General features: G+C 53.1%; 24 protein-coding genes. 8 read left to right on the forward strand and 16 right to left on the reverse strand.

Going from position 1 to position 25,711, the window contains the following annotated elements; translation table 11 throughout:
- Positions 1–8: 8 nt before the first annotated feature.
- From atpD to asnC, 12 genes are all read right to left on the reverse strand, one after another.
- Positions 9–1,391 (reverse strand): F0F1 ATP synthase subunit beta, encoded by a 1,383-nt coding sequence (atpD, locus tag OGV50_RS20940; RefSeq protein ID WP_012000829.1) that lies wholly within the window; start codon positions 1,389–1,391, stop codon positions 9–11.
- Positions 1,392–1,417: 26 nt separating this feature from the next.
- Complete coding sequence (gene atpG / locus OGV50_RS20945) at positions 1,418–2,281, reverse strand: F0F1 ATP synthase subunit gamma (RefSeq protein ID WP_047460091.1); 864 nt, start codon at positions 2,279–2,281, stop codon at positions 1,418–1,420.
- Positions 2,282–2,331: 50 nt separating this feature from the next.
- Positions 2,332–3,873: a F0F1 ATP synthase subunit alpha gene (gene atpA, locus OGV50_RS20950; RefSeq protein WP_012000831.1), complete on the reverse strand. Its 1,542-nt coding sequence runs from the start codon at positions 3,871–3,873 to the stop codon at positions 2,332–2,334.
- Between the two features lie 12 nt (positions 3,874–3,885).
- Complete coding sequence (gene atpH, locus OGV50_RS20955; protein ID WP_012000833.1) at positions 3,886–4,419, reverse strand: F0F1 ATP synthase subunit delta; 534 nt, start codon at positions 4,417–4,419, stop codon at positions 3,886–3,888.
- 14 nt (positions 4,420–4,433) lie between these two features.
- The gene (gene atpF / locus OGV50_RS20960) at positions 4,434–4,904 is read right to left on the reverse strand and encodes a F0F1 ATP synthase subunit B (protein WP_003827022.1); all 471 of its coding nucleotides are present in this window, start codon (positions 4,902–4,904) and stop codon (positions 4,434–4,436) included.
- Between the two features lie 59 nt (positions 4,905–4,963).
- Positions 4,964–5,203 (reverse strand): F0F1 ATP synthase subunit C, encoded by a 240-nt coding sequence (gene atpE, locus OGV50_RS20965; RefSeq protein WP_000429386.1) that lies wholly within the window; start codon positions 5,201–5,203, stop codon positions 4,964–4,966.
- Between the two features lie 47 nt (positions 5,204–5,250).
- The gene (gene atpB, locus OGV50_RS20970) at positions 5,251–6,066 is read right to left on the reverse strand and encodes a F0F1 ATP synthase subunit A (RefSeq protein WP_047460083.1); all 816 of its coding nucleotides are present in this window, start codon (positions 6,064–6,066) and stop codon (positions 5,251–5,253) included.
- An 8-nt stretch (positions 6,067–6,074) separates the two neighbouring features.
- Entirely contained in the window at positions 6,075–6,455 is a 381-nt protein-coding gene (gene atpI, locus OGV50_RS20975) for a F0F1 ATP synthase subunit I (RefSeq protein ID WP_012131096.1), read from the reverse strand.
- A gap of 615 nt (positions 6,456–7,070) precedes the next feature.
- The gene (gene rsmG, locus OGV50_RS20980) at positions 7,071–7,694 is read right to left on the reverse strand and encodes a 16S rRNA (guanine(527)-N(7))-methyltransferase RsmG (RefSeq protein ID WP_200093197.1); all 624 of its coding nucleotides are present in this window, start codon (positions 7,692–7,694) and stop codon (positions 7,071–7,073) included.
- 102 nt (positions 7,695–7,796) lie between these two features.
- Positions 7,797–9,686: a tRNA uridine-5-carboxymethylaminomethyl(34) synthesis enzyme MnmG gene (gene mnmG, locus OGV50_RS20985; protein ID WP_200093196.1), complete on the reverse strand. Its 1,890-nt coding sequence runs from the start codon at positions 9,684–9,686 to the stop codon at positions 7,797–7,799.
- 372 nt (positions 9,687–10,058) lie between these two features.
- Entirely contained in the window at positions 10,059–10,508 is a 450-nt protein-coding gene (mioC, locus tag OGV50_RS20990) for an FMN-binding protein MioC (protein WP_115626134.1), read from the reverse strand.
- Between the two features lie 88 nt (positions 10,509–10,596).
- Positions 10,597–11,055, reverse strand: a complete 459-nt coding sequence (asnC, locus tag OGV50_RS20995; RefSeq protein WP_012131100.1) for a transcriptional regulator AsnC — start codon at positions 11,053–11,055, stop codon at positions 10,597–10,599.
- A 151-nt stretch (positions 11,056–11,206) separates the two neighbouring features.
- Between asnC and asnA the strand changes: the two genes are divergently transcribed.
- Positions 11,207–12,199: an aspartate--ammonia ligase gene (gene asnA, locus OGV50_RS21000; RefSeq protein ID WP_024130086.1), complete on the forward strand. Its 993-nt coding sequence runs from the start codon at positions 11,207–11,209 to the stop codon at positions 12,197–12,199.
- A 4-nt stretch (positions 12,200–12,203) separates the two neighbouring features.
- Here asnA and viaA read toward each other — a convergent pair whose 3' ends face one another.
- Positions 12,204–13,655 carry an ATPase RavA stimulator ViaA gene (viaA, locus tag OGV50_RS21005; RefSeq protein WP_012131102.1) on the reverse strand — a complete coding sequence of 484 codons (1,452 nt, stop codon included), beginning with the start codon at positions 13,653–13,655 and terminating at the stop codon, positions 12,204–12,206.
- Complete coding sequence (gene ravA / locus OGV50_RS21010) at positions 13,649–15,145, reverse strand: ATPase RavA (RefSeq protein ID WP_024130087.1); 1,497 nt, start codon at positions 15,143–15,145, stop codon at positions 13,649–13,651. Before ravA ends, viaA begins: the two co-directional genes overlap by 7 nt.
- A 304-nt stretch (positions 15,146–15,449) precedes the next feature.
- On the opposite strand from ravA, the gene kup reads away from it, so the two are divergent.
- The 7 genes from kup to rbsR all read left to right on the forward strand — a co-directional run bounded on the left by kup (position 15,450) and on the right by rbsR (position 23,380).
- The gene (gene kup / locus OGV50_RS21015; protein ID WP_012131104.1) at positions 15,450–17,318 is read left to right on the forward strand and encodes a low affinity potassium transporter Kup; all 1,869 of its coding nucleotides are present in this window, start codon (positions 15,450–15,452) and stop codon (positions 17,316–17,318) included.
- Positions 17,319–17,489: 171 nt separating this feature from the next.
- Positions 17,490–17,909, forward strand: coding sequence for a D-ribose pyranase (gene rbsD, locus OGV50_RS21020; protein WP_024130088.1), 420 nt, complete (start codon positions 17,490–17,492; stop codon positions 17,907–17,909).
- A gap of 7 nt (positions 17,910–17,916) precedes the next feature.
- Entirely contained in the window at positions 17,917–19,422 is a 1,506-nt protein-coding gene (gene rbsA / locus OGV50_RS21025; protein WP_012131106.1) for a ribose ABC transporter ATP-binding protein RbsA, read from the forward strand.
- Positions 19,423–19,427: 5 nt separating this feature from the next.
- Positions 19,428–20,393 (forward strand): ribose ABC transporter permease, encoded by a 966-nt coding sequence (rbsC, locus tag OGV50_RS21030; RefSeq protein ID WP_012131107.1) that lies wholly within the window; start codon positions 19,428–19,430, stop codon positions 20,391–20,393.
- A 24-nt stretch (positions 20,394–20,417) separates the two neighbouring features.
- On the forward strand, positions 20,418–21,308 hold the full coding sequence (gene rbsB, locus OGV50_RS21035; RefSeq protein ID WP_012131108.1) for a ribose ABC transporter substrate-binding protein RbsB: 891 nt from the start codon (positions 20,418–20,420) through the stop codon (positions 21,306–21,308).
- Positions 21,309–21,448: 140 nt separating this feature from the next.
- Positions 21,449–22,378 carry a ribokinase gene (gene rbsK, locus OGV50_RS21040; RefSeq protein ID WP_112001372.1) on the forward strand — a complete coding sequence of 310 codons (930 nt, stop codon included), beginning with the start codon at positions 21,449–21,451 and terminating at the stop codon, positions 22,376–22,378.
- Between the two features lie 3 nt (positions 22,379–22,381).
- Complete coding sequence (gene rbsR, locus OGV50_RS21045; protein ID WP_080975464.1) at positions 22,382–23,380, forward strand: ribose operon transcriptional repressor RbsR; 999 nt, start codon at positions 22,382–22,384, stop codon at positions 23,378–23,380.
- On the opposite strand, the gene mdtD is transcribed toward rbsR, so the two are convergent.
- Positions 23,346–24,773 (reverse strand): multidrug transporter subunit MdtD, encoded by a 1,428-nt coding sequence (gene mdtD, locus OGV50_RS21050; RefSeq protein WP_058668330.1) that lies wholly within the window; start codon positions 24,771–24,773, stop codon positions 23,346–23,348. The two genes, rbsR and mdtD, sit on opposite strands and share 35 nt — an antisense overlap.
- Before the next feature lie 11 nt (positions 24,774–24,784).
- Complete coding sequence (locus OGV50_RS21055; protein WP_012131112.1) at positions 24,785–25,489, reverse strand: FadR/GntR family transcriptional regulator; 705 nt, start codon at positions 25,487–25,489, stop codon at positions 24,785–24,787.
- Positions 25,490–25,711 lie beyond the last annotated feature (222 nt).

A 25,711-nucleotide genomic window follows, 5' to 3' on the forward strand; every position in this document is an offset into this window, starting at 1 on the left:
TTAAGGCGTTAAAGTTTTTTGGCTTTTTCCACGGCTTCGTCGATGGAACCGACCATGTAGAACGCCTGCTCCGGCAGGTGATCGTATTCGCCTTCCATGATGCCTTTAAAGCCACGGATGGTGTCTTTCAGGGAGACGTATTTACCCGGAGAACCGGTAAATACTTCTGCCACGAAGAACGGCTGGGACAGGAAGCGCTGGATCTTACGTGCGCGAGCTACCACCAGTTTGTCTTCTTCAGACAGTTCATCCATACCCAGGATGGCGATGATGTCTTTCAGTTCCTGGTAACGTTGCAGGATAGACTGTACGCCACGCGCAGTGTCGTAGTGCTCCTGACCAACAACCAGCGGGTCCAGCTGACGGCTGGTGGAATCCAGCGGGTCAACGGCCGGGTAGATACCCAGAGACGCGATCTGACGGCTCAGTACCACGGTTGCGTCAAGGTGCGCAAAGGTGGTGGCTGGAGACGGGTCAGTCAAGTCATCCGCAGGTACGTATACCGCCTGTACGGATGTGATAGAACCGGTTTTGGTGGAGGTGATACGTTCCTGCAAAACACCCATCTCTTCCGCCAGGGTCGGCTGGTAACCTACCGCTGAAGGCATACGACCCAGCAGTGCGGATACTTCCGTACCGGCCAGGGTGTAACGGTAGATGTTGTCGACGAACAGCAGAACGTCACGACCTTCGTCACGGAATTTCTCCGCCATGGTCAGGCCGGTCAGCGCAACGCGCAGACGGTTTCCCGGCGGCTCGTTCATCTGGCCGTAAACCAGGGATACTTTGTCGATAACGTTGGAGTCGGTCATTTCGTGGTAGAAGTCGTTACCCTCACGAGTACGTTCACCTACGCCCGCAAACACGGAGTAACCGGAGTGTTCGATCGCGATGTTACGGATCAGCTCCATCATGTTTACGGTTTTACCTACACCCGCACCACCGAACAGACCCACTTTACCGCCCTTCGCGAACGGACACATCAGGTCGATAACTTTGATACCGGTTTCCAGCAGTTCCTGAGAGTTTGACAACTCTTCGTAGGACGGTGCCGCACGGTGGATAGCCCAACGCTCTTCTTCACCGATCTCGCCTTTCATATCTACTGGTTCGCCCAGTACGTTCATGATACGACCCAGCGTTGCTTTACCTACCGGGACTTCGATCGGGTGCTCAAGGTCTTTCACATCCAGACCACGACGCAGGCCGTCGGAAGAACCCATGGCGATGGTACGTACGATACCGCCACCGAGCTGCTGCTGAACTTCCAGCACCAGATGTTCATTACCATTCTGCACCTCAAGGGCGTCGTACACGCGCGGTACGGCATCCTGAGGGAACTCGACGTCAACTACGGCGCCGATTACCTGGACAATTTTTCCAGTAGCCATCTTGAATCCTCTACGAATTAACCTGGTTATACCGCGGATGCACCACCGACGATTTCGGTGAGTTCCTGAGTAATGCTGGCCTGACGAGCTTTGTTGTATACCAACTGCAACTCTTTAATCAGGCTACCGCCATTGTCGGTCGCGGCTTTCATCGCCACCATACGTGCGGCCTGCTCGCTGGCCAGGTTTTCTACCACGCCCTGATAAACCTGAGATTCCACATAGCGACGCAGGAGGGTATCCAGCAGCGCTTTCGGATCGGGTTCGTACAGGTAATCCCAGGTTTTACGTTTCAGTTCATCATCTTCTGAAGCCGGTAACGGCAGCAGCTGAGTGATAGTCGGAACCTGAGACATGGTGTTAATAAATTTGTTGCTGACAATGTAAAGCTTGTCCAGACGGCCTTCATCATAGGCCTGCAACATCACTTTTACCGGGCCGATCAGTTCGGACAGGGATGGGTTATCCCCCATACCCGTCACCTGGGCGACAACATTGCCACCTACGGAACTAAAGAAAGACACGCCTTTAGAGCCGATCATTGCGAGGTCGCACTGAACGCCTTTATCGGACCATGCTTTCATATCCGCCAGCAGTTTCTTGAACAGGTTAATGTTCAAGCCACCGCACAGACCACGGTCGGTCGACACCACCAGGTAGCCCACGCGCTTAACGTCGCGTTCTTCCAGATAGGGGTGCTTATATTCCAGATTACCGTTCGCAAGGTGACCAATCACTTTGCGCATGGTATCTGCATAAGGACGGCTGGCCGCCATGCGATCCTGCGATTTACGCATTTTGGAAGCGGCGACCATCTCCATCGCTTTAGTGATCTTTTGCGTGTTCTGGACGCTTGCGATCTTACTACGTATCTCTTTTGCGCCGGCCATGAGCTTCTCCTCAATGCCTTGCGGCCTGCCTTAAGGCAGGCCACCAGACGTTACCAGGACTGGGTTGCTTTGAAGGAATCGAGGATGCCTTTCAGCTTGCCTTCGATTTCGTCGTTATAGCCACCGGACTGGTTGATCTCTTGCATCAACGGAGCGTGATCACGGTCGACGTAAGCCAGCAGAGCGGCTTCGAAGCTACCGATTTTCGCCAGTTCTACATCCGCCAGATAACCACGTTCTGCCGCGAACAGAACCAGAGACTGCTGCGCAACGGACATCGGCGCATACTGTTTCTGTTTCAGCAGTTCAGTCACTTTCTGACCGTGGTCAAGCTGTTTACGGGTTGCATCGTCAAGGTCAGATGCAAACTGGGAGAACGCTGCCAGTTCACGATACTGCGCCAGCGCGGTACGGATACCACCGGACAGTTTCTTCATGATCTTGGTCTGCGCTGCACCACCAACACGGGATACGGAGATACCCGGGTTAACCGCAGGACGAATACCAGAGTTAAACAGGTTGGTTTCCAGGAAGATCTGACCATCGGTAATAGAAATTACGTTGGTCGGAACGAACGCAGAAACGTCACCCGCCTGGGTTTCGATAATCGGCAGCGCAGTCAGAGAACCGGTTTTCCCTTTCACTTCACCTTTAGTGAAGGCTTCAACGTATTCAACGTTAACACGCGCAGCACGCTCCAGCAGACGAGAGTGGAGGTAGAATACGTCGCCCGGGAATGCTTCACGTCCTGGCGGACGACGGAGCAGCAGGGAGATCTGACGATAAGCAACAGCCTGTTTGGACAGGTCATCGTAGATGATCAGCGCATCTTCGCCGCGGTCGCGGAAGTATTCGCCCATTGCGCAACCGGCATACGGCGCCAGGTATTGCAGTGCGGCAGATTCAGATGCGGTGGCAACCACAACGATGGTATTTTGCAGCGCGCCGTGTTCTTCCAGCTTACGAACCACGTTAGAGATGGTGGACGCTTTCTGGCCGATAGCCACGTAGACGCACTTGATGCCGGAATCACGCTGGTTGATGATGGCGTCGATTGCCAGAGCGGTTTTACCGGTCTGACGGTCACCGATGATCAATTCACGCTGACCACGACCGATTGGGATCATGGAGTCAACGGCTTTATAACCCGTCTGAACTGGCTGATCAACGGACTGACGTTCGATTACGCCCGGCGCGATAGCTTCAACAGCAGAGAAGCCGTCGTGCTCAACCGGACCTTTACCGTCGATTGGCGCGCCCAGGGTGTTAACCACACGGCCCAGCAGGCCACGGCCAACCGGAACTTCCAGGATACGGCCAGTACATTTAACCTTCATGCCTTCGGCAAGGTCAGCGTACGGCCCCATCACAACCGCACCTACAGAGTCGCGCTCCAGGTTCAGTGCGATAGCGTAACGGTTACCCGGCAGGGAGATCATTTCACCCTGCATACAATCGGCCAGGCCGTGAATGCGGATAACACCGTCACTTACAGAAACAATAGTACCTTCGTTGTGAGCTTCACTCACAACATTGAACTGAGCAATGCGCTGCTTGATCAGTTCGCTGATTTCGGTGGAATTCAGTTGCATGCTCCAGTCCCCTTAAGACTGCAAGACGTCTGCAAGGCGTTCAAGACGGCCGCGTACGCTGCCATCAATGACCATATCACCCGCTCGGATGATAACGCCTGCCATTACAGACTTATCGATTTTGCAATTCAGCTTAACTTTGCGTGACAGACGTTTTTCCATCGCAGCGCTAATTTTCGCAAGCTGTTCTTCACTCAATGCGGTGGCGGAAGTTACCTCAACTTCAGAGGTGGACTCACTCGCGGCGCGCAGGTGAATAAACTGCTCCAGAACATCCGGGAGCGCGTTCAGACGATTATTTTCAGCCATCACCCGAATCAGGTTCTGACCGTTTTCGTCCAGCTGCTCACCGCAGACTGCGATAAACGACTCAGCGAGCGTTTCCGGCGCCAGCGCGCCAGAGAGAAGCTCTGCCATTTGTTCGTTCTTGGTTACCTCGGCGGCAAACGCCAGCATGTCCTGCCAGCGCTCTACACTTTGGTGTTCGACGGCAAAGTCAAAAGCTGCTTTGGCGTAGGGGCGAGCTACCGTAACAAATTCAGACATCAGCCCCTCCCTCCTTACAGTTCAGCGACAAGTTTGTCCACGATGTCGCTGTTAGCAGCTTCATCCACGGAACGTTCGATGATCTTCTCGGCGCCAGCAACAGCCAGGATAGCAACTTGCTTACGCAGCTCTTCACGGGCACGTTTACGCTCGGCGTCAATTTCCGCCTGCGCCTGGGCCACGATTTTAGTACGTTCCTGCTCTGCTTCAGTTTTGGCTTCATCCAGGATCTGAGCGCGACGTTTGTTCGCCTGCTCAATGATTACCTGAGCTTCCGCCTTCGCTTTTTTCAGCTGGTCGGTCGCGCTGGCCTTTGCAAGGTCAAGGTCCTTATGTGCTCGTTCTGCGGAAGCAAGACCGTCAGCAATTTCTTTTTGACGTTTTTCGATGGCAGCCATTAACGGCGGCCATACGTACTTCATGCAGAACAGAACGAACAGGACAAACGCGATGGCCTGGCCGAGGATTGTTGCGTTAAGATTCACAGCACAATGCCTCTATCTAGTTAACGTTCTGATATTGCTCTTAATTCAAGCAACGCTTACTACGCGACAGCGAACATCACGTACAGACCCAGACCTACAGCGATCATCGGGATAGCATCCACCAGACCCATAACGATAAAGAACTGAGTACGCAGCAGAGGAATCAGATCAGGTTGACGCGCTGCGCCTTCCAGGAATTTACCCCCGAGGATGCCGATACCGATCGCAGCACCGATTGCCGCCAGACCCATCATCACAGCGGCAGCCATGTACAGCAGATCCATATTCAGGTTTTCCATGACAGTCTCCAGTTTGTTTCAGTTAAAACGTAGTAGTGTTGGTAAAATTAATGCTCTTCAGACGCCATCGACAGATAGACAATCGTCAGAACCATGAAGATGAAGGCTTGCAGCGTAATGATCAGGATGTGGAAAATGGCCCACGGCACATTCAGAATCCACTGTGACCACCACGGCAACAGACCAGCAATCAGAATGAAAATCAGCTCACCGGCATACATGTTGCCGAACAGTCGCAGACCGAGTGATACCGGTTTGGACAGCAGACTTACCCCTTCAAGGATTAAGTTGACAGGGATGAACGCCCAGTGATTGAACGGCTGTAGCGTCAACTCTTTCGTGAAGCCGCCGATGCCTTTCATTTTGATGCTGTAGAACAGAATGAGGATAAATACGCCCAGCGCCATCGACAGGGTGATGTTCACGTCAGCGGACGGAACGACACGCAGTGCCGGCAGACCGAAGATATGCTCGCCGATATACGGCAGCAGATCGATAGGCAGTAAGTCCATCAGGTTCATCAGGAATACCCAGACGAAGATCGTCAAGGCCAGCGGCGCAATCAGCTTGCTTTTGCCATGGTACATGTCTTTCACGCTACCATGCACAAAGCCGATGACCAGCTCAATCGCGGTCTGAAATTTACCTGGTACGCCGCTGGTCGCCTTTTTGGCTACGCTGCGGAACATAAGCAGGAACAACAGACCCAGCACCACCGAGAAGAACATGGAGTCAATATTGAGCGTCCAGAAGGTGGCTGGGGGGTTATGCGGATCCACCAGCGAGAATGTACGCAGGTCCAACTGAAGGTTGTTCAGATGGTGTCCTATGTAATCCTGCGGCGTCATATTTTCTGAAGCCATGATGCCTTTTACCCTTTGTTGTTAATTACAGCCGGCGCCAGTATCTGAACCACCAGCACCAAAACCCACGTAACGATCAGCGGCAAAAATACCGCCTTAAAAACCGCCAACGCCACCACCAGTAGAACCAGCATCGCTAACACCTTGAAGGCTTCGCCGAAGGCGAATGACCAGGCCACGCGGCCTTTCGCAGGTGTATGCGCCTGGTGACGCCAGGCAAATATCATAAACAACATGTTAGGCAGCAACACTGCCAGGCCTCCGCATAAGGCGGAAGCGCCCCAGAAGGGGTCTTTGAGGCTAAACAGCAATCCACTTGCTATTACCGCCAGAAGCTGAATGAACAGAAGCTTACGAGCAACGTTTCGACTCAAGAGCGACACAGACATCACGTTTTTACTCCTGCTCCCTTCGAGGTATGCCGCGTGTCGTATAAAACGTTCTTTAAGGCTTAGAGTCAAGCATCAAAAAGCGGTCAAATTATACGGTGCGCCCTCGTGATTTCAAACAATAAGTAGCTAAAAGGTGAATAAATGTTTAAATATTTTTCCCTGGTGCACATTTATCACTTTTCATCAAACTGTGAACGATCATGCAAAACTGCAAATGGCGCGTAAATACTGGTGATAAAGCGTGCTTCGGATCACATATTGAGCATATTCGCCCCGGCAGTATTTATTTACTTGGCAAATGATGCCTTTTCATCTTTCTGATATTTAAGCCTAAAATCACTCACTATTTAAAAAACACCCGGTTACAAGCTAAAAACCATTCATTGACATTTATAATAAAAATTCAACATACCTGAGTGATTCTTAGGTTCAATTTTTAGCAACCTGATATTTTCAATGTTGATTAATTCATTTTTTAATAAAAAGAGCTACGTTGTAGCAATGATACAAAACGGTGAACTCATGGTTAACGGTAACAAGGTATAACTATTCGTTACCTCGCGATTGTTAACACGCGAGCGCCCGTTTTTTTTCTATTTTTTTTGATAAAAATTAAATTTTGTTTGGCTTAATGACCACCAAATGACGTTCGCCTTCCAGCTGCGGGACACACAGTTTAACCACGGACTCGACGCTGAACACCGCAGACAGCGAGGCGATTTCCTCTTCCGGCAGTTGACCCTTTAACGCATAAAAGCGGCCATTTTCCCCCGGCAGGTGGCGACACCAGCTCAACATGTCATCGAGAGAGGCGAATGCACGGCTGATCACGCCATCAAACGGCGGCTCAGAAGGGAACTCTTCGACGCGACTCTGCACTGGCGTAATATTTTCCAGCTTGAGTTCGTGCTGAACCTGGCGCAGAAAGCGTACCCGCTTGCCCAGGCTATCCAGCAGCGTGAAATGCGATTCAGGACGGACAATGGAGAGCGGGATCCCCGGCAGCCCCGGTCCCGTACCGACGTCAATAAAACGCTCCCCTTGCAGGTGCGGCGCCACAACGATGCTGTCCAGAATATGGCGTACCAGCATCTCGTTAGGATCCCGCACCGACGTCAGGTTGTAGGCTTTGTTCCATTTGTGCAGCATATCGACATACGCAATCAGCTGATTTTTCTGGTGATCGGTAAGCGAAATGCCTGCTTCATCCAGCAGACGGGAGAGTTTGTTAAGCACGGTCGTTACCTGTTAATAATCAAATGCCCGATGCGCTTTCGCTTATCGGGCCTACAAATTTGTAGGGCGGGCAAGCGAAGCGCCCCCGCCAAATTAGTGTTATCAAGCGCTGCGACGCAGCATTCCCTGTTTCTTCAGCCACACCAGCAAAATTGAAATCGCCGCGGGCGTAACGCCGGAAATGCGCGACGCCTGACCGATAGAGACCGGTTTGTGATCGTTCAGCTTGGCGATAACTTCATTCGACAGACCAGAAACCTGGCGATAATCCAGCGTTGCAGGCAGCAATGTGTTCTCGTTACGCAGCTGTTTTTCGATCTCATCCTGCTGACGGGCGATATAGCCTTCGTATTTTACCTGAATCTCAACCTGCTCAGCGGCCTGCGCATCATCAAGACCCGGAGTGAACGGTGTCAGCGAAGTCAGCTGCGCGTAGGTCATTTCCGGGCGACGCAGCAGATCTTCACCGCTGGCTTCACGCGACAGCGGCGCAGTCAGGTGAGCGTTCACTTCGCCGGCCGATTCCGCCGACGGCGTTACCCAGGTGGATTTCAGACGCTGACGTTCGCGTTCGATATTCTCCAGTTTCTCGTTGAAGCGCGCCCAGCGCTCATCATCCACCAGGCCCAGCTCGCGGCCCATTTCCGTCAGACGCAGGTCGGCGTTATCTTCACGCAACATCAGGCGGTATTCCGCGCGGGAGGTAAACATGCGGTACGGTTCTTTGGTGCCCAGCGTGCAAAGATCGTCCACCAGCACGCCGAGGTAAGCCTGAGAACGCGCAGGCGCCCAGCCTTCTTTGTCCGCAGACAGACGGGCGGCGTTCAGACCGGCGAGCAAACCTTGCGCGGCCGCTTCTTCGTAACCTGTCGTCCCGTTGATTTGCCCGGCGAAGAACAATCCCTGGATAAATTTGCTCTCCAGCGTTGGTTTCAGGTCGCGCGGATCGAAGAAATCGTACTCAATGGCATAACCTGGACGCACAATTTTCGCGTTTTCCATCCCCTGCATTGAGCGGACGATCTGCATCTGCACATCGAACGGCAGGCTGGTGGAGATACCGTTCGGGTAAATTTCGTTAGAGGTCAGTCCTTCCGGTTCCAGGAAGATCTGATGCTGGTTGCGATCGGCAAAGCGCATGACTTTATCTTCGATCGACGGGCAGTAACGCGGGCCGATCCCTTCGATCACACCGGCATACATCGGACTGCGATCGAGGTTGTTGCGGATCACATCATGGGTTTTTTCGTTGGTATGCGTGATGTAGCACGGCACCTGCTGCGGATGCTGGGACGCGTTGCCCATGAACGAGAACACAGGCATCGGGTTATCGCCGTGCTGCTGCGCCAGTGCGCTAAAATCAATGGTGCGCGCATCAATACGCGGCGGCGTACCGGTTTTCAGGCGGCTGACGCGCAGCGGAAGTTCACGCAGGCGACGAGACAGTGGAATGGATGGCGGATCGCCAGCACGGCCGCCGCTGTAGTTATCCAGACCAATATGAATTTTGCCGTCAAGGAAAGTCCCGACGGTGAGAACCACCGCTTTAGCCCGGAATTTCAGGCCCATCTGGGTAACTGCGCCCACGACGCGATCGTTTTCAACAATCAGATCTTCAACCGCCTGCTGGAAGATCATCAGATTGGGCTGATTCTCCAGCGCAGTACGCACCGCCTGGCGATATAGCACTCGATCCGCCTGTGCGCGAGTCGCACGAACGGCCGGACCTTTGCTTGCGTTTAGTATCCTAAACTGGATACCCGCCTGGTCGATCGCTTTCGCCATCAGCCCGCCGAGCGCATCCACTTCTTTTACCAAGTGTCCCTTCCCAATACCGCCAATGGCCGGGTTGCAGCTCATTTGCCCCAGCGTGTCGATATTGTGTGTCAAAAGCAGGGTCTGTTGCCCCATACGCGCTGCGGCCATTGCGGCCTCAGTGCCTGCATGACCCCCGCCAATGATGATGACGTCAAAAGGATCCGGATAAAACATGGTAATTGCCTCGCATACGGCGGTGTGAAAGTGGATTGAAGCCCGGGTCGTGGATTCTACTCAACTTTAGCCGCTGGAGAAAGTCCCGGGATCCTGGGTATTAAAAAGAAGATCTTTTTATTTAGAGATCTGTTTTATTGTGATCTCTTATTAGGATCGCGATTGTCTGTGGATAACCAGGATCCGCTGAATAAGATCAACAAGTTGTTGAGGATCATTAGCTGTGAATGATCGGTGATCCTGGCCCGTATAAGCTGGGATCAGAATGAAGGGTTATGCACAACTCAAAAACTGAACACCGATTGTTCTTTGGATAACTACTGGTTAATCCAAGCTTCTTACCAGAGTTATCCACACTCGAACGCACGATCTTTACACTATTTTGAGTAAATTAATCCAGGATCCCAGCCAAACCTCTGCCGGATCTTCAGGAATATCGTGTTCAAGGATGTTGATCTTGAGGGTTTCCCCGATCGGTTTTGCGCCTGATGTCTTGAGCGCGGCCTCTATTTTATCGATGGCGCCGCAGAATGTGTCATATTCACGACTTCCGATGCCGATGGCGCCGAAACGAACCTGAGAAAGATCGGGGTTCTGCGACTGAAGCGCTTCATAGAAAGGAGCAAGGTTATCTGGGATATCGCCCGCGCCATGCGTGGAGCTGATAATCAGCCAGGTTCCTGACGCTGACAGATCCTCTAATAGCGGACCGTGCAAGGTTTCGGTTGAAAAACCTGCATCTTCCAGCTTTTCAGCCAGATGTTCTGCAACATATTCGGCACCGCCAAGGGTGCTGCCGCTGATAAGAGTAATGTCTGCCATACGAGCCTATCCTTATAAAGAGGGGCTATTGTACGCTGTGAGCGAGCTGGGATCTACCTGTGGAAAAATGTGGGATTAAAAAAGCCGATCACGGCCGGATAGTACGCATGATCGGGTTTTGCAGGGAGATCAATGTCTCGGTGGACTGAATTTCATCAATTGTTTGGATCTTGTTGATAAGTACCTGTTGCAGGGCGTCGATGGATCGGCACATAACCTTAATAAAGATGCTGTAGTGGCCGGTGGTGTAATACGCTTCGGTCACTTCGTCCAGGCTTTCGAGCTTCGCCAGCGCGGATGGGTAGTCTTTCGCGCTTTTTAAAATAATGCCGATAAAGCAGCAGACGTCGTATCCGAGCTGTTTTGGACTGACGTCAATCCGCGCGCCGGTAATGATCCCCGCCTGCTTCATTTTTTCTACGCGAACGTGAATCGTCCCCGGGCTGACGCTAAATTGTTTGGCCAGTTCAGCGTATGCCGTACGCGCATTTGCCATTAACGCTTCCAGGATGCCGCGATCCAGATTGTCGATCTGATAATTTTCCATAGGTTTTTCTTATGTAGATTAGTGATTCACTCTATTTTAGCGTCTTATTTTATCGAATCAAAAGTGAAGTCGGCTTTTTGTTTGTGGATTATTGAATATCACCCTCAATCTGTTGCTTAATCATAGGCAACAGGACGCAGGAGTATACAAAATGAAAACCGCTTACATCGCCAAACAACGTCAAATTAGCTTCGTGAAATCTCACTTCTCTCGTCAACTGGAGGAGCGTCTGGGTCTGATTGAAGTTCAGGCGCCGATCCTTAGCCGCGTAGGAGATGGCACGCAGGATAACTTGTCGGGCTGTGAAAAAGCGGTACAGGTAAAAGTGAAAGCGTTGCCGGATGCCCAGTTTGAAGTGGTGCATTCACTGGCAAAGTGGAAACGCCAGACGCTGGGACAACACGACTTCAGCGCGGGTGAAGGGCTGTACACGCACATGAAAGCCCTTCGCCCTGACGAAGACCGCCTCTCCCCGCTCCACTCCGTCTATGTCGACCAGTGGGACTGGGAACGCGTTATGGGCGACGGTGAGCGTCAATTCGCCACCCTGAAAAGCACGGTAGAGGCTATCTGGGAAGGCATTAAGGCAACCGAAGCCGCGGTAAGCAAAGAATTTGGTCTGGCGCCGTTCCTGCCGGAGCAGATCCACTTTGTTCACAGCCAGGAGTTGCTGGCGCGTTACCCGGATCTGGATGCGAAAGGGCGCGAACGCGCGATCGCGAAAGAGCTTGGCGCCGTTTTCCTGGTCGGTATCGGCGGGAAACTGAGTGACGGTAAACGTCACGACGTGCGTGCGCCGGATTATGATGACTGGAGCTCTGCTTCTGATCTGGGCCATGCTGGTCTGAACGGCGATATCCTGGTCTGGAACCCGGTACTGGAAGATGCGTTTGAGCTTTCCTCAATGGGGATCCGTGTCGACGCCGATGCGCTGAAACGCCAGCTTGCTCTGACCGGAGATGAAGATCGCCTGAGTCTGGAGTGGCACCAGGCGCTGCTGCGCGGCGAGATGCCGCAAACGATCGGCGGCGGTATTGGTCAGTCTCGCCTGACGATGCTGCTACTGCAACTGCCGCACATTGGTCAGGTTCAGTGCGGCGTGTGGCCTGCGCAGGTTCGTGAAAGCGTCGCTTCCCTGCTGTAATTCTCTAACGCCGCCAGCGTCGTAGCAGGCGGCTTCGCATCCCGGTATCAAAGCGCCAGATATGGTCGAAAATGCGCATGATGCCGGGTTTGCCATGTGCCGACATCGCCACCGCATGAAAACGATGCTGGTGTACCCGCTGTAACTCCCCTACTTTATTCACAACATCGTCAGGTAAGCGCTGGGCGATAAAATCTGAAATGACTACCGCATCCGCATCAAACCACTCTCGCCCCTGCATCCGTTCAATAATGGCGCGAAAACAGCTGGCGATATCCGTGCCGCCGCGAAAGCGCTGGCTCAAAAAGCGGATGGCCTGCTCGATGCCTTCTGGACCAGACAGTTCATAGCGCACGACCTCTGTGGAAAACAGCATGATGAAACAGCGACGGTTATCCGCCAGCGCGACGCGCATCAGCGCCAGGCAAAAGGCTTTCGCGCACTGCTCGTTAAATCCGCCCATTGAGCCGGAAGTGTCCACGCAAACAATGAATGGCCCGCGCGGCTGTTCGTCAAAATCCTGATGAACGACCGGGCGCTCAGTCACTTTCTCACGCCACGCTTCGCCGTGCAGACGGTACGTGAGCAGCTGTTTTTCCACCAGCCGTCGGTAGAATTCATATTCCAGTTCGGTAATGCCGAGCGTTGCCAGCTCAGGCGGCAGCAGGCGCAGAATGTCGTCGCTTTGCTGAATGCCGTCAACCTGTTCTGGAACGGTCGCCGGTTCGCGCACCAGCGTACGAAATGTCTCCATCGGCGCATCTTTGCGCGGCACCGATTTGGCTTCCCTGGAGCGGCCTAACTGTTCCGCTAGGCGTTTCAGTTCGGGTTGTTCTGCCAGGAAGTCGCCATATTTTACGATCAGCTGATAATCGCCGCGTTTGAGTTGCCCTGCGCTCATATCCCACAGGCGGCCGGCTGCATGGTCATTTTCCGCCAGGACCGGCTCCAGTTGCCCGCTGAGCGTCATACGTTCCTGCACTTCACTCAGCAACTGCTCGCGCTCCTCTTCCAGCAACTGGTGATTTAAGGCAGTGGTTTGCACGATCAGGCTTAAACGCCAGCGTTGCAGAAAAAGCGTGTGCAGCGCTGGCGTAAAAGTGGCGTTACTGTCCACCAGTTGCTGGGCTTGCCCGGCATAGGGCGAATGTAGCCGGTGCAGCAACGCTAATATCTGCGGCAATTGCACAATAAACTGCGTTGTTCCGAGAAGCTGGCTTTGTTGATAGCACATCACCTCTTCCGTGAGTTCCGGCGGCACGCGCGCGTCTTTAAGACGGCTGCGCAGCGCTTCGCGCCAGCGGGGAAGATCGTCGGAAATGGCCCTCTTTAATCGGGGGAATTTCTCGAAGAAGATAGCCAGCTGCGGGGAGGCCAGCAAAGTGAGGATAATCTCTTCGATAATCCCCTCTTCACTGACCGCCAGCATGACATTCAGCGTGTCCAGTGTCAGCATTGCTGCGCCTGGCGGATCTGCGCACCAACATCCTGTAGGCTGGCTTCAATACGACCTAACCAGTCGCTATGGATAAACAGACATTTTTGCTGTTCGCTGAACCGGCTGTGCTGCTGGTGCCATTCGCTGTCCAGCGCCTCAAGCTGCTGTTTGATTTCGCCGGGCATTCCCTCTTCTGAACTGCCCGGTAGCGCCAGACGGCTGCCCTGTAGGCTGACGTCGCGCACCACCAGATGCTGAGCGCTATCAACTTCCATATTCAGCGTCTGGGCAAAACCGATCCCGTTGAGTTTGCCGCGGATCTCTCCGCCTTTTGCCAGCCACTGCTCAAGGGCGCTGCGTTCAAAAGCGATATGAATGACTTCCATATCATGCAGTTTAAGCGGTTGTTGCAAAAGCAAGGTTAGCACTGGCGCGCTCGCCTCTGGCGGCAGATCGTAATGGGGACGGCGGCTGAACATTCCTCCCTGACGAACAACGGTAAAGGCTGTTTTATCGCTTTGCTGCTGTTGCAACTGAAGGCGACGTTGCACAATGCCGCCGAGGCGCGTCAGCATTGCCTGTTGCTGCCAGGCGTGCCCGGTCATCAATATTTCAAGCTGTTGCTGCATCAGATTCAGGCTTTGCGCGTCATACCACAGGCAATCTTTCAGCAGGATAAGATCGATTGGCGCTACGGCGTCGCGTCCGCTAAAGAATGCGCTGGCCTGTAACAGACGAATGGCTTTTTTCCAGCGACGGTCGGAGACATAGGGGGCGTCCGGCAGCGCATCAAGCTGCTGGCGCAGCGTGAAAATCAGTTCAAATACATGATCGGGCAGCGTAATGGCGGAAATATCCTTCTGCCACTGATAATACTCTTCATCAGTCACCTGTAATGAGGCCGGCACCGGGTTGTCGCTTTCGTCCTGCTGGCTTACCAGCATGGAGCGGAAATTCGCCTTATCCTGTACTTTATCCAGCCACAGACGAATGAGCATACGGTCGTATAACGCCTCCAGACTGCTGTCTGCTTCGGGAAGCTCGTTTGAGGCCGCCACCAGCAGGCGCATCGGAATTTTTTCTTCGTGCGCGCCGTTACGGAAATGGCGTTCGTTAATGGCGGTCAGCAGAGTGTTCAGGATTGCCGGGCCCGCTTTCCAGATCTCATCCAGAAAGACGATTTCCGCTTCAGGAAGATAACCCGTGGTCAGACGCTCATAGCGACCTTCATCTTTTAGCGCCTGAATGGAGAGAGGACCAAAAACCTCCTCGGGCGTGGAGAAACGCGTCATCAGATACTCAAAGGCGCGGGCGTGCTGAAAGGCGAACTTCAGACGACGGGCTATCAGGCTTTTGGCAATGCCTGGCGGGCCAAGTAAAAAGACGCTCTCACCGCTCAACGCTGCCAGCAGGCAAAGGCGAATGGCGTGGCTACGTTCATAAAGTCCCTTTTCCAGGGCGCTGCTCAGACGGGAAATTCTTTCCGCTAATAAATGTGGGTGAGCCATAATAAGGTGGCGTCCTTCCGCCAGATGTATCATGTTAACAGCGAGTATAGACGTTTCGCCACGAAGCAATAATAGACTGAAGCATCGTTTCTTTTTCTTTGCGCCAGGTTAATCTGACGTCGATTAGGGGTACGATTTTGCGATTAATCGTGCATACTGTGCGCCTTTTTTGTGGGCCAAGGGACTACGCACACATTTCATATATATACACTAAATCATTCAAACTGCATCAAGGTGGCAAAGGAGTGGATCCCCGGGAGCCTTGTCGTTTGAAAGATGCCATGTATAAACGAAAGACGAGTCTATGAGCACTGATAATAAACAATCATTGTCTGCGATCACTCTCGCAGCGATTGGGGTTGTCTATGGTGATATTGGTACCAGCCCACTTTATACACTTCGTGAATGCTTGTCCGGTCAGTTTGGTTTTGGTGTTGAACGTGATGCCGTATTTGGCTTTCTGTCGCTGATTTTCTGGCTGCTGATCTTTGTTGTTTCTATCAAGTATCTGACTTTTGTCATGCGCGCAGATAACGCCGGTGAGGGCGGGATTCTGACCTTAATGTCGCTAGCCGGGCGTAATACGTCGGCGAGAATGACGTCCACGCTGGTCATTATGGGGTTAATTGGCGGTAGCTTCTTCTACGGCGAAGTGGTGATTACACCCGCGATCTCAGTCATGTCGGCCATTGAAGGTCTGGAAATTGTGGCGCCGGAACTGGATACCTGGGTTGTCCCGCTTTCTATTATTGTGCTTACTCTGCTGTTTATGATTCAGAAACACGGAACGGGGATGGTCGGTAAGCTGTTTGCGCCGATTATGCTGACGTGGTTTTTGATTCTGGCCGGACTCGGCCTGCGCAGTATCATCGCTAACCCGGATGTGCTTCATGCCCTCAATCCCATGTGGGCGGCGAAATTCTTCCTTGAGTACAAAACGGTGTCGTTTATTGCGCTGGGCGCCGTGGTGCTTTCGATTACCGGGGTTGAGGCGCTGTATGCGGATATGGGGCATTTCGGCAAGCTGCCGATTCGTCTGGCCTGGTTCTCGGTTGTTCTTCCTTCATTAACGTTAAACTACTTTGGTCAGGGCGCATTGCTGCTCAAACACCCGGAAGCGATTAAGAACCCGTTCTTCCTGTTGGCGCCGGAGTGGGCGCTGATCCCGCTGCTGATTCTTGCCGCGCTGGCGACGGTTATCGCCTCTCAGGCGGTGATTTCCGGCGTCTTCTCGCTGACGCGCCAGGCGGTGCGGCTGGGATATTTGTCGCCCATGCGCATTATCCACACCTCCGAAATGGAGTCCGGGCAGATCTATATTCCGTTTGTGAACTGGATGCTCTATTTTGCGGTGGTTATTGTTATTGTCAGCTTTGAGCGTTCCAGCAACCTGGCGGCGGCATACGGTATTGCCGTTACCGGTACGATGGTGCTGACCTCGATTCTTTCTACCACCGTGGCGCGTAAAAACTGGCACTGGAATAAGTATTTTGTCGCGCTGATTCTGGTGGCGTTCTTGTGCGTTGATGTTCCGCTGTTCTCGGCAAACCTCGACAAGCTGCTGTCGGGCGGCTGGTTGCCGCTGACGCTGGGGATCGTGATGTTCATCATTATGACGACCTGGAAGAGCGAGCGTTTCCGTCTGCTGCGTCGTATGCATGAGCACGGTAACTCCCTGGAAGCCCTGATCGCCTCGCTGGAGAAATCGCCTCCGGTACGCGTCCCCGGTACGGCGGTGTATATGTCCCGCGCGCTGAACGTCATTCCGTTTGCGTTGCTGCATAACCTCAAGCACAACAAGGTGCTGCATGAACGCGTGATTCTGTTGACGCTACGCACGGAAGACGCGCCATACGTACACAATGTTCGCCGGGTGCAGATTGAGCAACTGTCGCCAACCTTCTGGCGCGTGGTGGCCAGCTACGGTTGGCGCGAAACGCCGAACGTTGAGGAAGTGTTCCATCGATGCGGTCTGGAAGGTTTAAGCTGTCGGATGATGGAAACCTCTTTCTTTATGTCGCATGAATCGCTGATCCTCGGCAAACGCCCGTGGTATTTGCGTTTGCGCGGCAAGCTCTATCTGCTGTTGCAGCGTAATGCGCTACGTGCGCCGGATCAGTTTGAAATCCCGCCGAACCGGGTTATCGAACTGGGAACGCAGGTCGAGATTTAAGCCTTTTAAAATGCCGGGCGGCGCAGCGTCGCCCGGCAATTATTCCCATCGCATTTCACTTAGCGAAACGTTTCGACCCCGATCACAATTCCGTTACGTCATGATGGTTTTCTGCTCACTTCCGGGAGTAAACTTATTACCAGCGAAACGTTTCGCTAGTGGGGAAAGAAAATGAAGAAAGGCGCGGTACTTAATTCTGATATTTCATCGGTCATCTCCCGTCTGGGGCATACTGATACGCTGGTAGTGTGTGACGCAGGTTTACCTGTTCCATCCAGTACAACGCGTATCGATATGGCGTTAACCCAGGGCGTACCTTCTTTTATGCAGGTACTGGATGTCGTGACCCGTGAAATGCAGGTTGAGGCGGCTATTCTCGCGACGGAAATCAAAGAACATAATCCGCAACTCCACGAAACGTTGCTCAGCCATATTGAGCAACTGCAACAACACCAGGGAAACACCATAGAAATTCGTTACACCACGCATGAACATTTTAAAAAACTAACCGCAGACAGTCAGGCGGTGATTCGCAGCGGGGAGTGCTCCCCGTATGCGAATGTTATTCTCTGTGCTGGCGTCACGTTCTGAGGCCATCATGGACGCATTACTGCAACTCAAAGGGATCGATAAAGCGTTCCCGGGCGTGAAAGCGTTATCTGGCGCCGCGTTAAATGTCTATCCAGGCCGCGTAATGGCGCTGGTGGGCGAAAATGGCGCGGGCAAATCCACCATGATGAAAGTCCTGACCGGTATCTATACCCGTGATGCGGGATCGTTATTGTGGCTGGGTAAAGAAACGACCTTCAATGGCCCAAAATCCTCGCAGGAAGCCGGGATCGGCATCATTCACCAGGAACTGAACCTGATCCCACAGCTCACGATTGCCGAGAATATCTTTCTGGGGCGTGAGTTTGTAAATCGCTTTGGCAAAATCGACTGGAAAAAGATGTATGCCGAAGCGGATGTTCTGCTTGCCAGACTTAACCTGCGCTTCAAAAGCGACAGGCTGGTGGGCGAACTCTCTATCGGCGATCAGCAGATGGTCGAAATCGCCAAGGTACTGAGCTTCGAATCCCGAGTCATCATTATGGATGAACCCACGGATGCGCTCACTGATACCGAAACGGAATCGCTGTTCCGCGTCATCCGCGAGTTGAAATCGCAGGGACGCGGCATTGTCTATATCTCCCACCGCATGAAAGAGATCTTCGAGATTTGCGATGACGTGACGGTTTTCCGCGACGGGCAGTTTATTGCCGAGCGTGAAGTGGCATCGCTGACCGAAGATTCGCTGATTGAAATGATGGTCGGACGTAAGCTTGAAGATCAGTACCCGCGTCTGGATAAAGCGCCAGGCGAGGTACGCCTAAAAGTCGATAACCTGTGCGGTCCCGGCGTTAATAATGTCTCCTTTACTCTGCGCAAAGGGGAAATTCTGGGGATCTCCGGTTTGATGGGCGCCGGGCGTACAGAACTGATGAAAGTGCTGTACGGCGCGCTGCCGCGCACCAGCGGTTACGTCACGCTCGACGGGCATGAAGTGATTACCCGTTCACCGCAGGATGGCCTGGCTAACGGTATTGTTTATATCTCTGAAGACCGTAAACGTGACGGCTTAGTGCTCGGCATGTCGGTAAAAGAGAATATGTCGCTCACCGCGCTGCGTTATTTCAGCCGTGCTGGCGGCAACCTGAAACATAAAGATGAACAGCAGGCGGTGAGTGACTTTATCCGTCTGTTCAATGTGAAAACGCCGTCGATGGAGCAGGCTATCGGGTTGCTCTCTGGCGGCAATCAGCAGAAAGTCGCCATTGCGCGTGGACTGATGACCCGCCCCAAAGTGCTGATCCTCGATGAGCCAACCCGCGGTGTGGACGTTGGCGCGAAAAAAGAAATTTATCAGCTTATCAACCAGTTTAAGGCCGATGGCCTGAGCATCATTCTGGTCTCATCTGAGATGCCAGAAGTATTGGGTATGAGCGATCGCATTATCGTCATGCATGAAGGGCATCTCGGCGGTGAATTCACTCGCGAGCAGGCCACCCAGGAAGTGTTAATGGCTGCCGCTGTGGGCAAGCTTAATCGCGTGAATCAGGAGTAAAAAAGATGACTATCCAGGCTGTTTCTGGTCGCCGTTATTTCACTAAAGCGTGGCTGATGGAGCAGAAATCGCTCATCGCTCTGCTGGTGCTGATCGCGATTGTTTCTACAATGAGTCCCAACTTTTTTACCGTTAATAACCTGTTTAACATTCTCCAGCAAACGTCCGTCAACGCTATCATGGCCGTCGGGATGACGCTGGTTATCCTGACGTCAGGCATCGATCTGTCCGTTGGTTCCCTGCTGGCGCTTACCGGCGCGGTTGCCGCTTCAATTGTAGGGATTGAAGTGAATGCGCTGGTGGCCGTTGCGGCGGCGCTGGCGTTAGGCGCCGCCATTGGCGCAGTGACCGGCGTGATCGTGGCGAAAGGTCGCGTGCAGGCGTTTATCGCCACGCTGGTAATGATGCTTCTGCTGCGCGGCGTCACGATGGTGTACACCAACGGAAGCCCGGTGAATACCGGCTTTACGGATAACGCCGATCTCTTCGGCTGGTTCGGGATTGGCCGCCCGCTGGGCGTTCCGACGCCGGTCTGGATTATGGGTATCGTCTTCCTGGCGGCGTGGTACATGCTGCATCATACTCGCCTGGGCCGCTATATCTATGCGCTGGGCGGCAACGAAGCGGCAACGCGTCTGTCGGGTATCAGCGTCAGTAAAGTCAAAATCATCGTCTATTCGCTTTGTGGTCTGCTGGCCTCGCTGGCGGGCATCATCGAAGTGGCTCGTCTCTCCTCCGCGCAGCCAACGGCGGGTACGGGTTATGAGCTGGATGCCATCGCAGCGGTTGTGTTAGGCGGCACCAGCCTGGCGGGCGGTAAAGGGCGCATTGTTGGGACATTGATCGGCGCATTGATTCTCGGTTTCCTTAATAATGGTTTGAATTTGTTAGGTGTTTCCTCCTATTACCAGATGATCGTCAAAGCGGTGGTGATTTTGCTGGCGGTACTGGTAGACAACAAAAAGCAGTAACAACGACTACAGGACATCTTAAATATGAACATGAAAAAACTGGCTACCCTGGTTTCTGCTGTTGCGCTGAGCGCCACCGTGAGCGCGAATGCGATGGCGAAAGACACCATTGCTCTGGTGATCTCCACGCTCAACAACCCGTTCTTTGTCACCCTGAAAGAGGGGGCGCAGAAAGAAGCGGATAAACTGGGCTATAACCTGGTCGTGTTGGACTCCCAGAACAACCCGGCGAAAGAGCTGGCTAACGTTCAGGATTTAACCGTTCGCGGCACTAAAATTCTGCTGATCAACCCAACCGATTCCGACGCGGTAGGCAACGCGGTTAAGATGGCTAACCAGGCGAAGATTCCGGTTATCACCCTTGATCGCCAGGCAACCAAAGGCGACGTTGTCAGCCACATTGCTTCCGATAACGTGCTGGGCGGCAAAATCGCCGGTGATTACATCGCGAAGAAAGCAGGTGAAGGCGCGAAAGTGATTGAACTGCAAGGCATCGCCGGAACATCCGCAGCGCGTGAGCGTGGCGAAGGCTTCCAGCAGGCCGTTGCGGCACACAAATTTAATGTACTGGCCAGCCAGCCTGCTGACTTTGACCGCACCAAAGGTCTGAACGTCATGCAGAACCTGCTGACTGCGCATCCTGATGTGCAGGCGGTATTCGCACAGAACGACGAAATGGCGCTGGGTGCGCTGCGCGCTCTGCAAACCGCAGGTAAATCTGATGTGATGGTGGTTGGATTTGATGGTACGCCGGATGGCGAGAAGGCGGTAAATGATGGCAAACTGGCTGCGACTATCGCTCAGTTGCCGGATCAGATTGGCGCTAAAGGCGTTGAAACCGCTGATAAAGTACTGAAAGGCGAGAAAGTTCAGGCCAAATATCCGGTTGACCTGAAACTTGTCATCAAGCAGTAATAACGGCTCAGGCCGTTCGCGGTCTGATGGCGACATAAATACGCCATCCTCAGAGAGTTGTTTGAAGATGAAAGCGTAAAAAGAAAAGCAGGGCACGCGCCACCCTAACCCGGTGGCGCACTTTACTGGACATCCCGAACATGAAAACCGCAGGCAACCTTGTCGTCCTTGGCAGTATTAATGCCGATCACATCCTCAACCTCGAATCTTTTCCTGCGCCAGGCGAAACCGTAACGGGCACCCAATATCAGGTGGCATTCGGCGGTAAAGGCGCGAATCAGGCGGTGGCCGCAGGGCGCAGCGGCGCAAATATCGCGTTTATTGCCTGTACTGGCGATGACGATATTGGCGAGAGCGTGCGTAAACAGTTAGCCAGCGATAACATTGATATTGCTCCGGTCAGCGTGATTAACGGGGAATCTACCGGAGTCGCGCTGATTTTTGTTAATGGCGAAGGGGAAAATGTCATCGGCATTCATGCTGGCGCCAATGCCGCATTGTCGCCAGCGCTGGTGGAAGCGCAACGCGAGCGTATCGCCGGGGCTTCTGCGCTATTGATGCAGCTCGAGTCGCCGATTGAAAGCGTGCTGGCGGCGGCAAAAATTGCGCATCAGAACAACACTACCGTTGCGCTTAACCCGGCTCCGGCGCGTGAACTGTCTGATGAGCTGCTGGCGCTGGTGGACATCATTACGCCAAATGAAACCGAAGCGGAAAAGCTCACGGGGATTCGCGTCGAAAGTGATGAAGATGCCGCTAAAGCATCGCAGGTGCTGCATGATAAAGGCATTCATACCGTACTGATTACGTTAGGCAGCCGCGGCGTGTGGGCCAGCGTGAAGGGCGAAGGTCGTCGTGTGCCGGGGTTTAAAGTGAACGCCGTTGATACGATAGCCGCCGGGGATACTTTTAATGGTGCGTTAGTTACCGCCTTACTGGAAGAGACGCCGCTGCCGGAGGCCATTTGCTTTGCCCATGCCGCTGCTGCGATTGCGGTGACACGCAAAGGTGCGCAACCTTCTGTTCCGTGGCGTGAAGAGATAGAGGCGTTTTTAGGTCAGCAGAGGTAACGTTTGGCTACAATGAAGGATGTTGCCCGTCTGGCGGGCGTTTCCACTTCAACTGTTTCGCACGTTATTAATAAAGATCGCTTTGTCAGTGAAGCTATCACCGGGAAAGTGGAAGCGGCGATTAAAGAGTTAAACTACGCGCCTTCAGCGTTGGCGCGTAGCCTGAAATTAAATCAGACCCGCACAATCGGCATGCTGATCACCGCCAGTACCAATCCTTTTTATTCAGAACTGGTGCGCGGCGTTGAACGTAGCTGCTTTGAGCGGGGCTATAGCCTGGTATTGTGTAATACCGAAGGCGATGAGCAGCGAATGAACCGCAATCTGGAAACGCTGATGCAAAAGCGGGTCGATGGCCTATTGCTGCTCTGTACGGAGACGCATCAACCCTCCCGGGAGATCATGCAGCGTTATCCCTCTATTCCTACCGTGATGATGGACTGGTCGCCCTTTGATGACGAAGGGGATTGCGATCTGATCCAGGACAACTCCCTTCTGGGCGGCGATTTAGCGACGCAATACCTGATTGATAAAGGTTTTACCCGAATAGCCTGCATTACCGGCCCACTGGATAAAACGCCCGCGCGTTTGCGGCTGGAAGGGTATAGGGAGGCCATGAAACGCGCGGGGCTGGAAATTCCTGAAGGGTATGAGATCACAGGAGATTTCGAGTTTGGCGGCGGATTTGAAACCATGCAAATGCTGCTGTCCCATAAACAACGCCCACAGGCGGTATTTGCCGGCAATGATGCAATGGCAGTCGGTGCGTATCAGGCGCTTTATCAGGTAGGGTTGCGCATCCCGCAGGATATGGCGGTGATTGGCTATGATGATATTGAACTGGCGCGCTACATGACGCCGCCGCTGACGACGATTCATCAACCGAAAGATGAACTGGGTGAGTTGGCCATCGACGTGTTGATTCACCGTATGGCACAACCCACGCTACAACAGCAGCGTCTGCAACTTACTCCTGTTCTGATGGCGCGGGGGTCGGTTTAGGTTTGTGCCGTTCTTTGATCAGATTGCGGCCATCTTTGGCTTTCAGCAACATGAACATCAGCGCGGATACCACCGTAATAGCGCCCATCGTAATAAAGGTATAGTGGAACTGTTCAACCGTATTGGTTCCTTCAATCCCTTCATAGAGACGCAATACGGCGGCGCTGATCGCTACCCCTAAACTGATGGAAAGCTGCTGCGTGACGGCCAGCAGGCTGTTGCCGCTGCTGGCGTTATCATCGGTCAGATCTGCAAGGGTGATGGTGTTCATGGCGGTAAACTGCGTGGACATCGCCATCCCCAGAACAAACAGCGGCAGAATCAACATCCATACCGGCATGGCGGGGGATTGCAAAGAGAACTGCGCAATCATCAGGCCAATAAATACCGTAATGCCGACCAGCGTCGTCTTGTACCCCAGTTTGCGCAGCACCTGAGTGACCGCTGATTTCGCCAGAATAGAACCCAGCGCCGTCGGGGCCATCATGCAGCCGGCTATCAGCGCCGGGTATCCAAATCCTACCTGTATCATCAGCGGCATCAGGAAGGGAACGCATCCCGTTCCCAGACGCGTGGCGAGGTTTCCTGCTATCCCAACGGAGAACGTGCGCGTTCTGAACAGCGAAAGTGAAATCAACGGCGTTGGGTGTCGACGCGCATGGCGAATATAGGCCAGCAGCAGCACGATACTGCTCAGAATAATGGTTAATGCTATCCAGGTTGCGACGATCTTCTCGCCGAAAAGCTCCATTCCGCTGGAGAACAGCACCAGACTCAAACCAAAGAGGAAGAAGCCGGTCATGTCGAAACGGCGTCGCGGCGTGGTGAAGTTTGGCATGTACTTACGGGCATACAGGATACCGACAATGCCAATGGGAATATTAATCAGGAAGATCCAGTGCCAGCTTGCCCATGTCACCAGTATGCCCCCCAATACCGGGCCGAGGATGGGGCCGACCAGACCTGGCATCGTCACAAAATTCAGAACCGGAAGCAGTTCACTTCGGGGGTAAGCGCGTAATAATGCCAGACGGGCGACCGGCATCATCATTGCGCCGCCGATCCCCTGCACCACGCGGAATACAACCAATTCAGCTAATGAGCCAGAAAGCGCGCATGCCAGCGAGCCGAGCGTAAACAGACTGACGGCAATAATAAAGACGCGACGGGTGCCAAAGCGATCGGCCAGCCATCCGCTTACCGGAATCAGCATCGCGACCGTCAGGGTATAACTGATAATAGCGGACTGCATGGCAAGAGGAGAACGGTTGAGGCTGTGCGCGATAGCGGGTAGAGCGGTATTAAGAATGGTGGCATCCAGCGCCTGCATAAAAAAAGCCATGGCCGCTATCCACGGCAACCCGGCCATACTGCGCGCTTTTTTCTCTGACATTCGGTATCCCGTTACTTGTCCGGTTGTTCGTTCGGCGCTATCAACAATGCCTGGCACGCTTTAAAGGCGCGATCGCCATCACTGTCGGCTATGGCATCTACAATAGCCTGGTGTAAATCCAGCTTCACCACATCGTTATAGGTAATAGAGGTGAAGTAGGTGTGATAGACCGAATGGAACAGCGAGGCAAAAGAGATTAAGAACGGATTCGCGCTCATTTCATAAATATGCTCATGCCACGCCATATCGACTTCAATCCAGCGTTCGCGTCTGAAGTTCTTCTTCAACGCCACCATCTCTTCCATTAAGGTATTCAGATGCGCTTTCTGTTCCGCTGATCCGATCGTCGCTGCCAGTGAACATGCCTGCGGTTCGAGACTGATACGCATCACCAGAAAATGATTAATAACCTGATGGAAGTTTTCTTCTGTCATCCACCAGGTGAGCAGTTCCTGATCGAGGAAGTTCCAGTTTGCCTGCGGCATAACCCGCGTACCAATACGAGGACGGGGCAACACCATGCCTTTTGCTGTTAGCGTCTTCACTGCCTCACGTACCGCCGTGCGACTCACGCCAAATTGCTCGCCCAGTTCGATTTCTCCGGGAAGAATGGTGCCGGGCGCGTATTCACCCTTTAAGATTCGCTGCGCCAGCTTCTCAGCCAGAACGTAGGAAAGATTTTTCTGTGCAGCTAACTGTTGTGCGCTTAAAGGCATAAATGTTTGTCCTTTCTCTTTTCTTATTCATTAGTATGCCATCAGGAAGTGTGATTAAGGTTGTAAAAACGGCAAATTGCTTATTTTATGGCATGTTAATAGTGGTTTTGCTTAAAAAGAAAGCAGTCGGAAAATAATTTTGAATTTCCCCTTGTCAGGCCGGAATAACTCCCTATAATGCGCCTCCACTGACACGGAACAACGGCACACAGGCCGCCGGGT

Origin of the sequence: Citrobacter sp. CK180, from assembly GCF_030333655.1 — a bacterium.
GTDB lineage: Bacteria > Pseudomonadota > Gammaproteobacteria > Enterobacterales > Enterobacteriaceae > Citrobacter_B > Citrobacter_B koseri.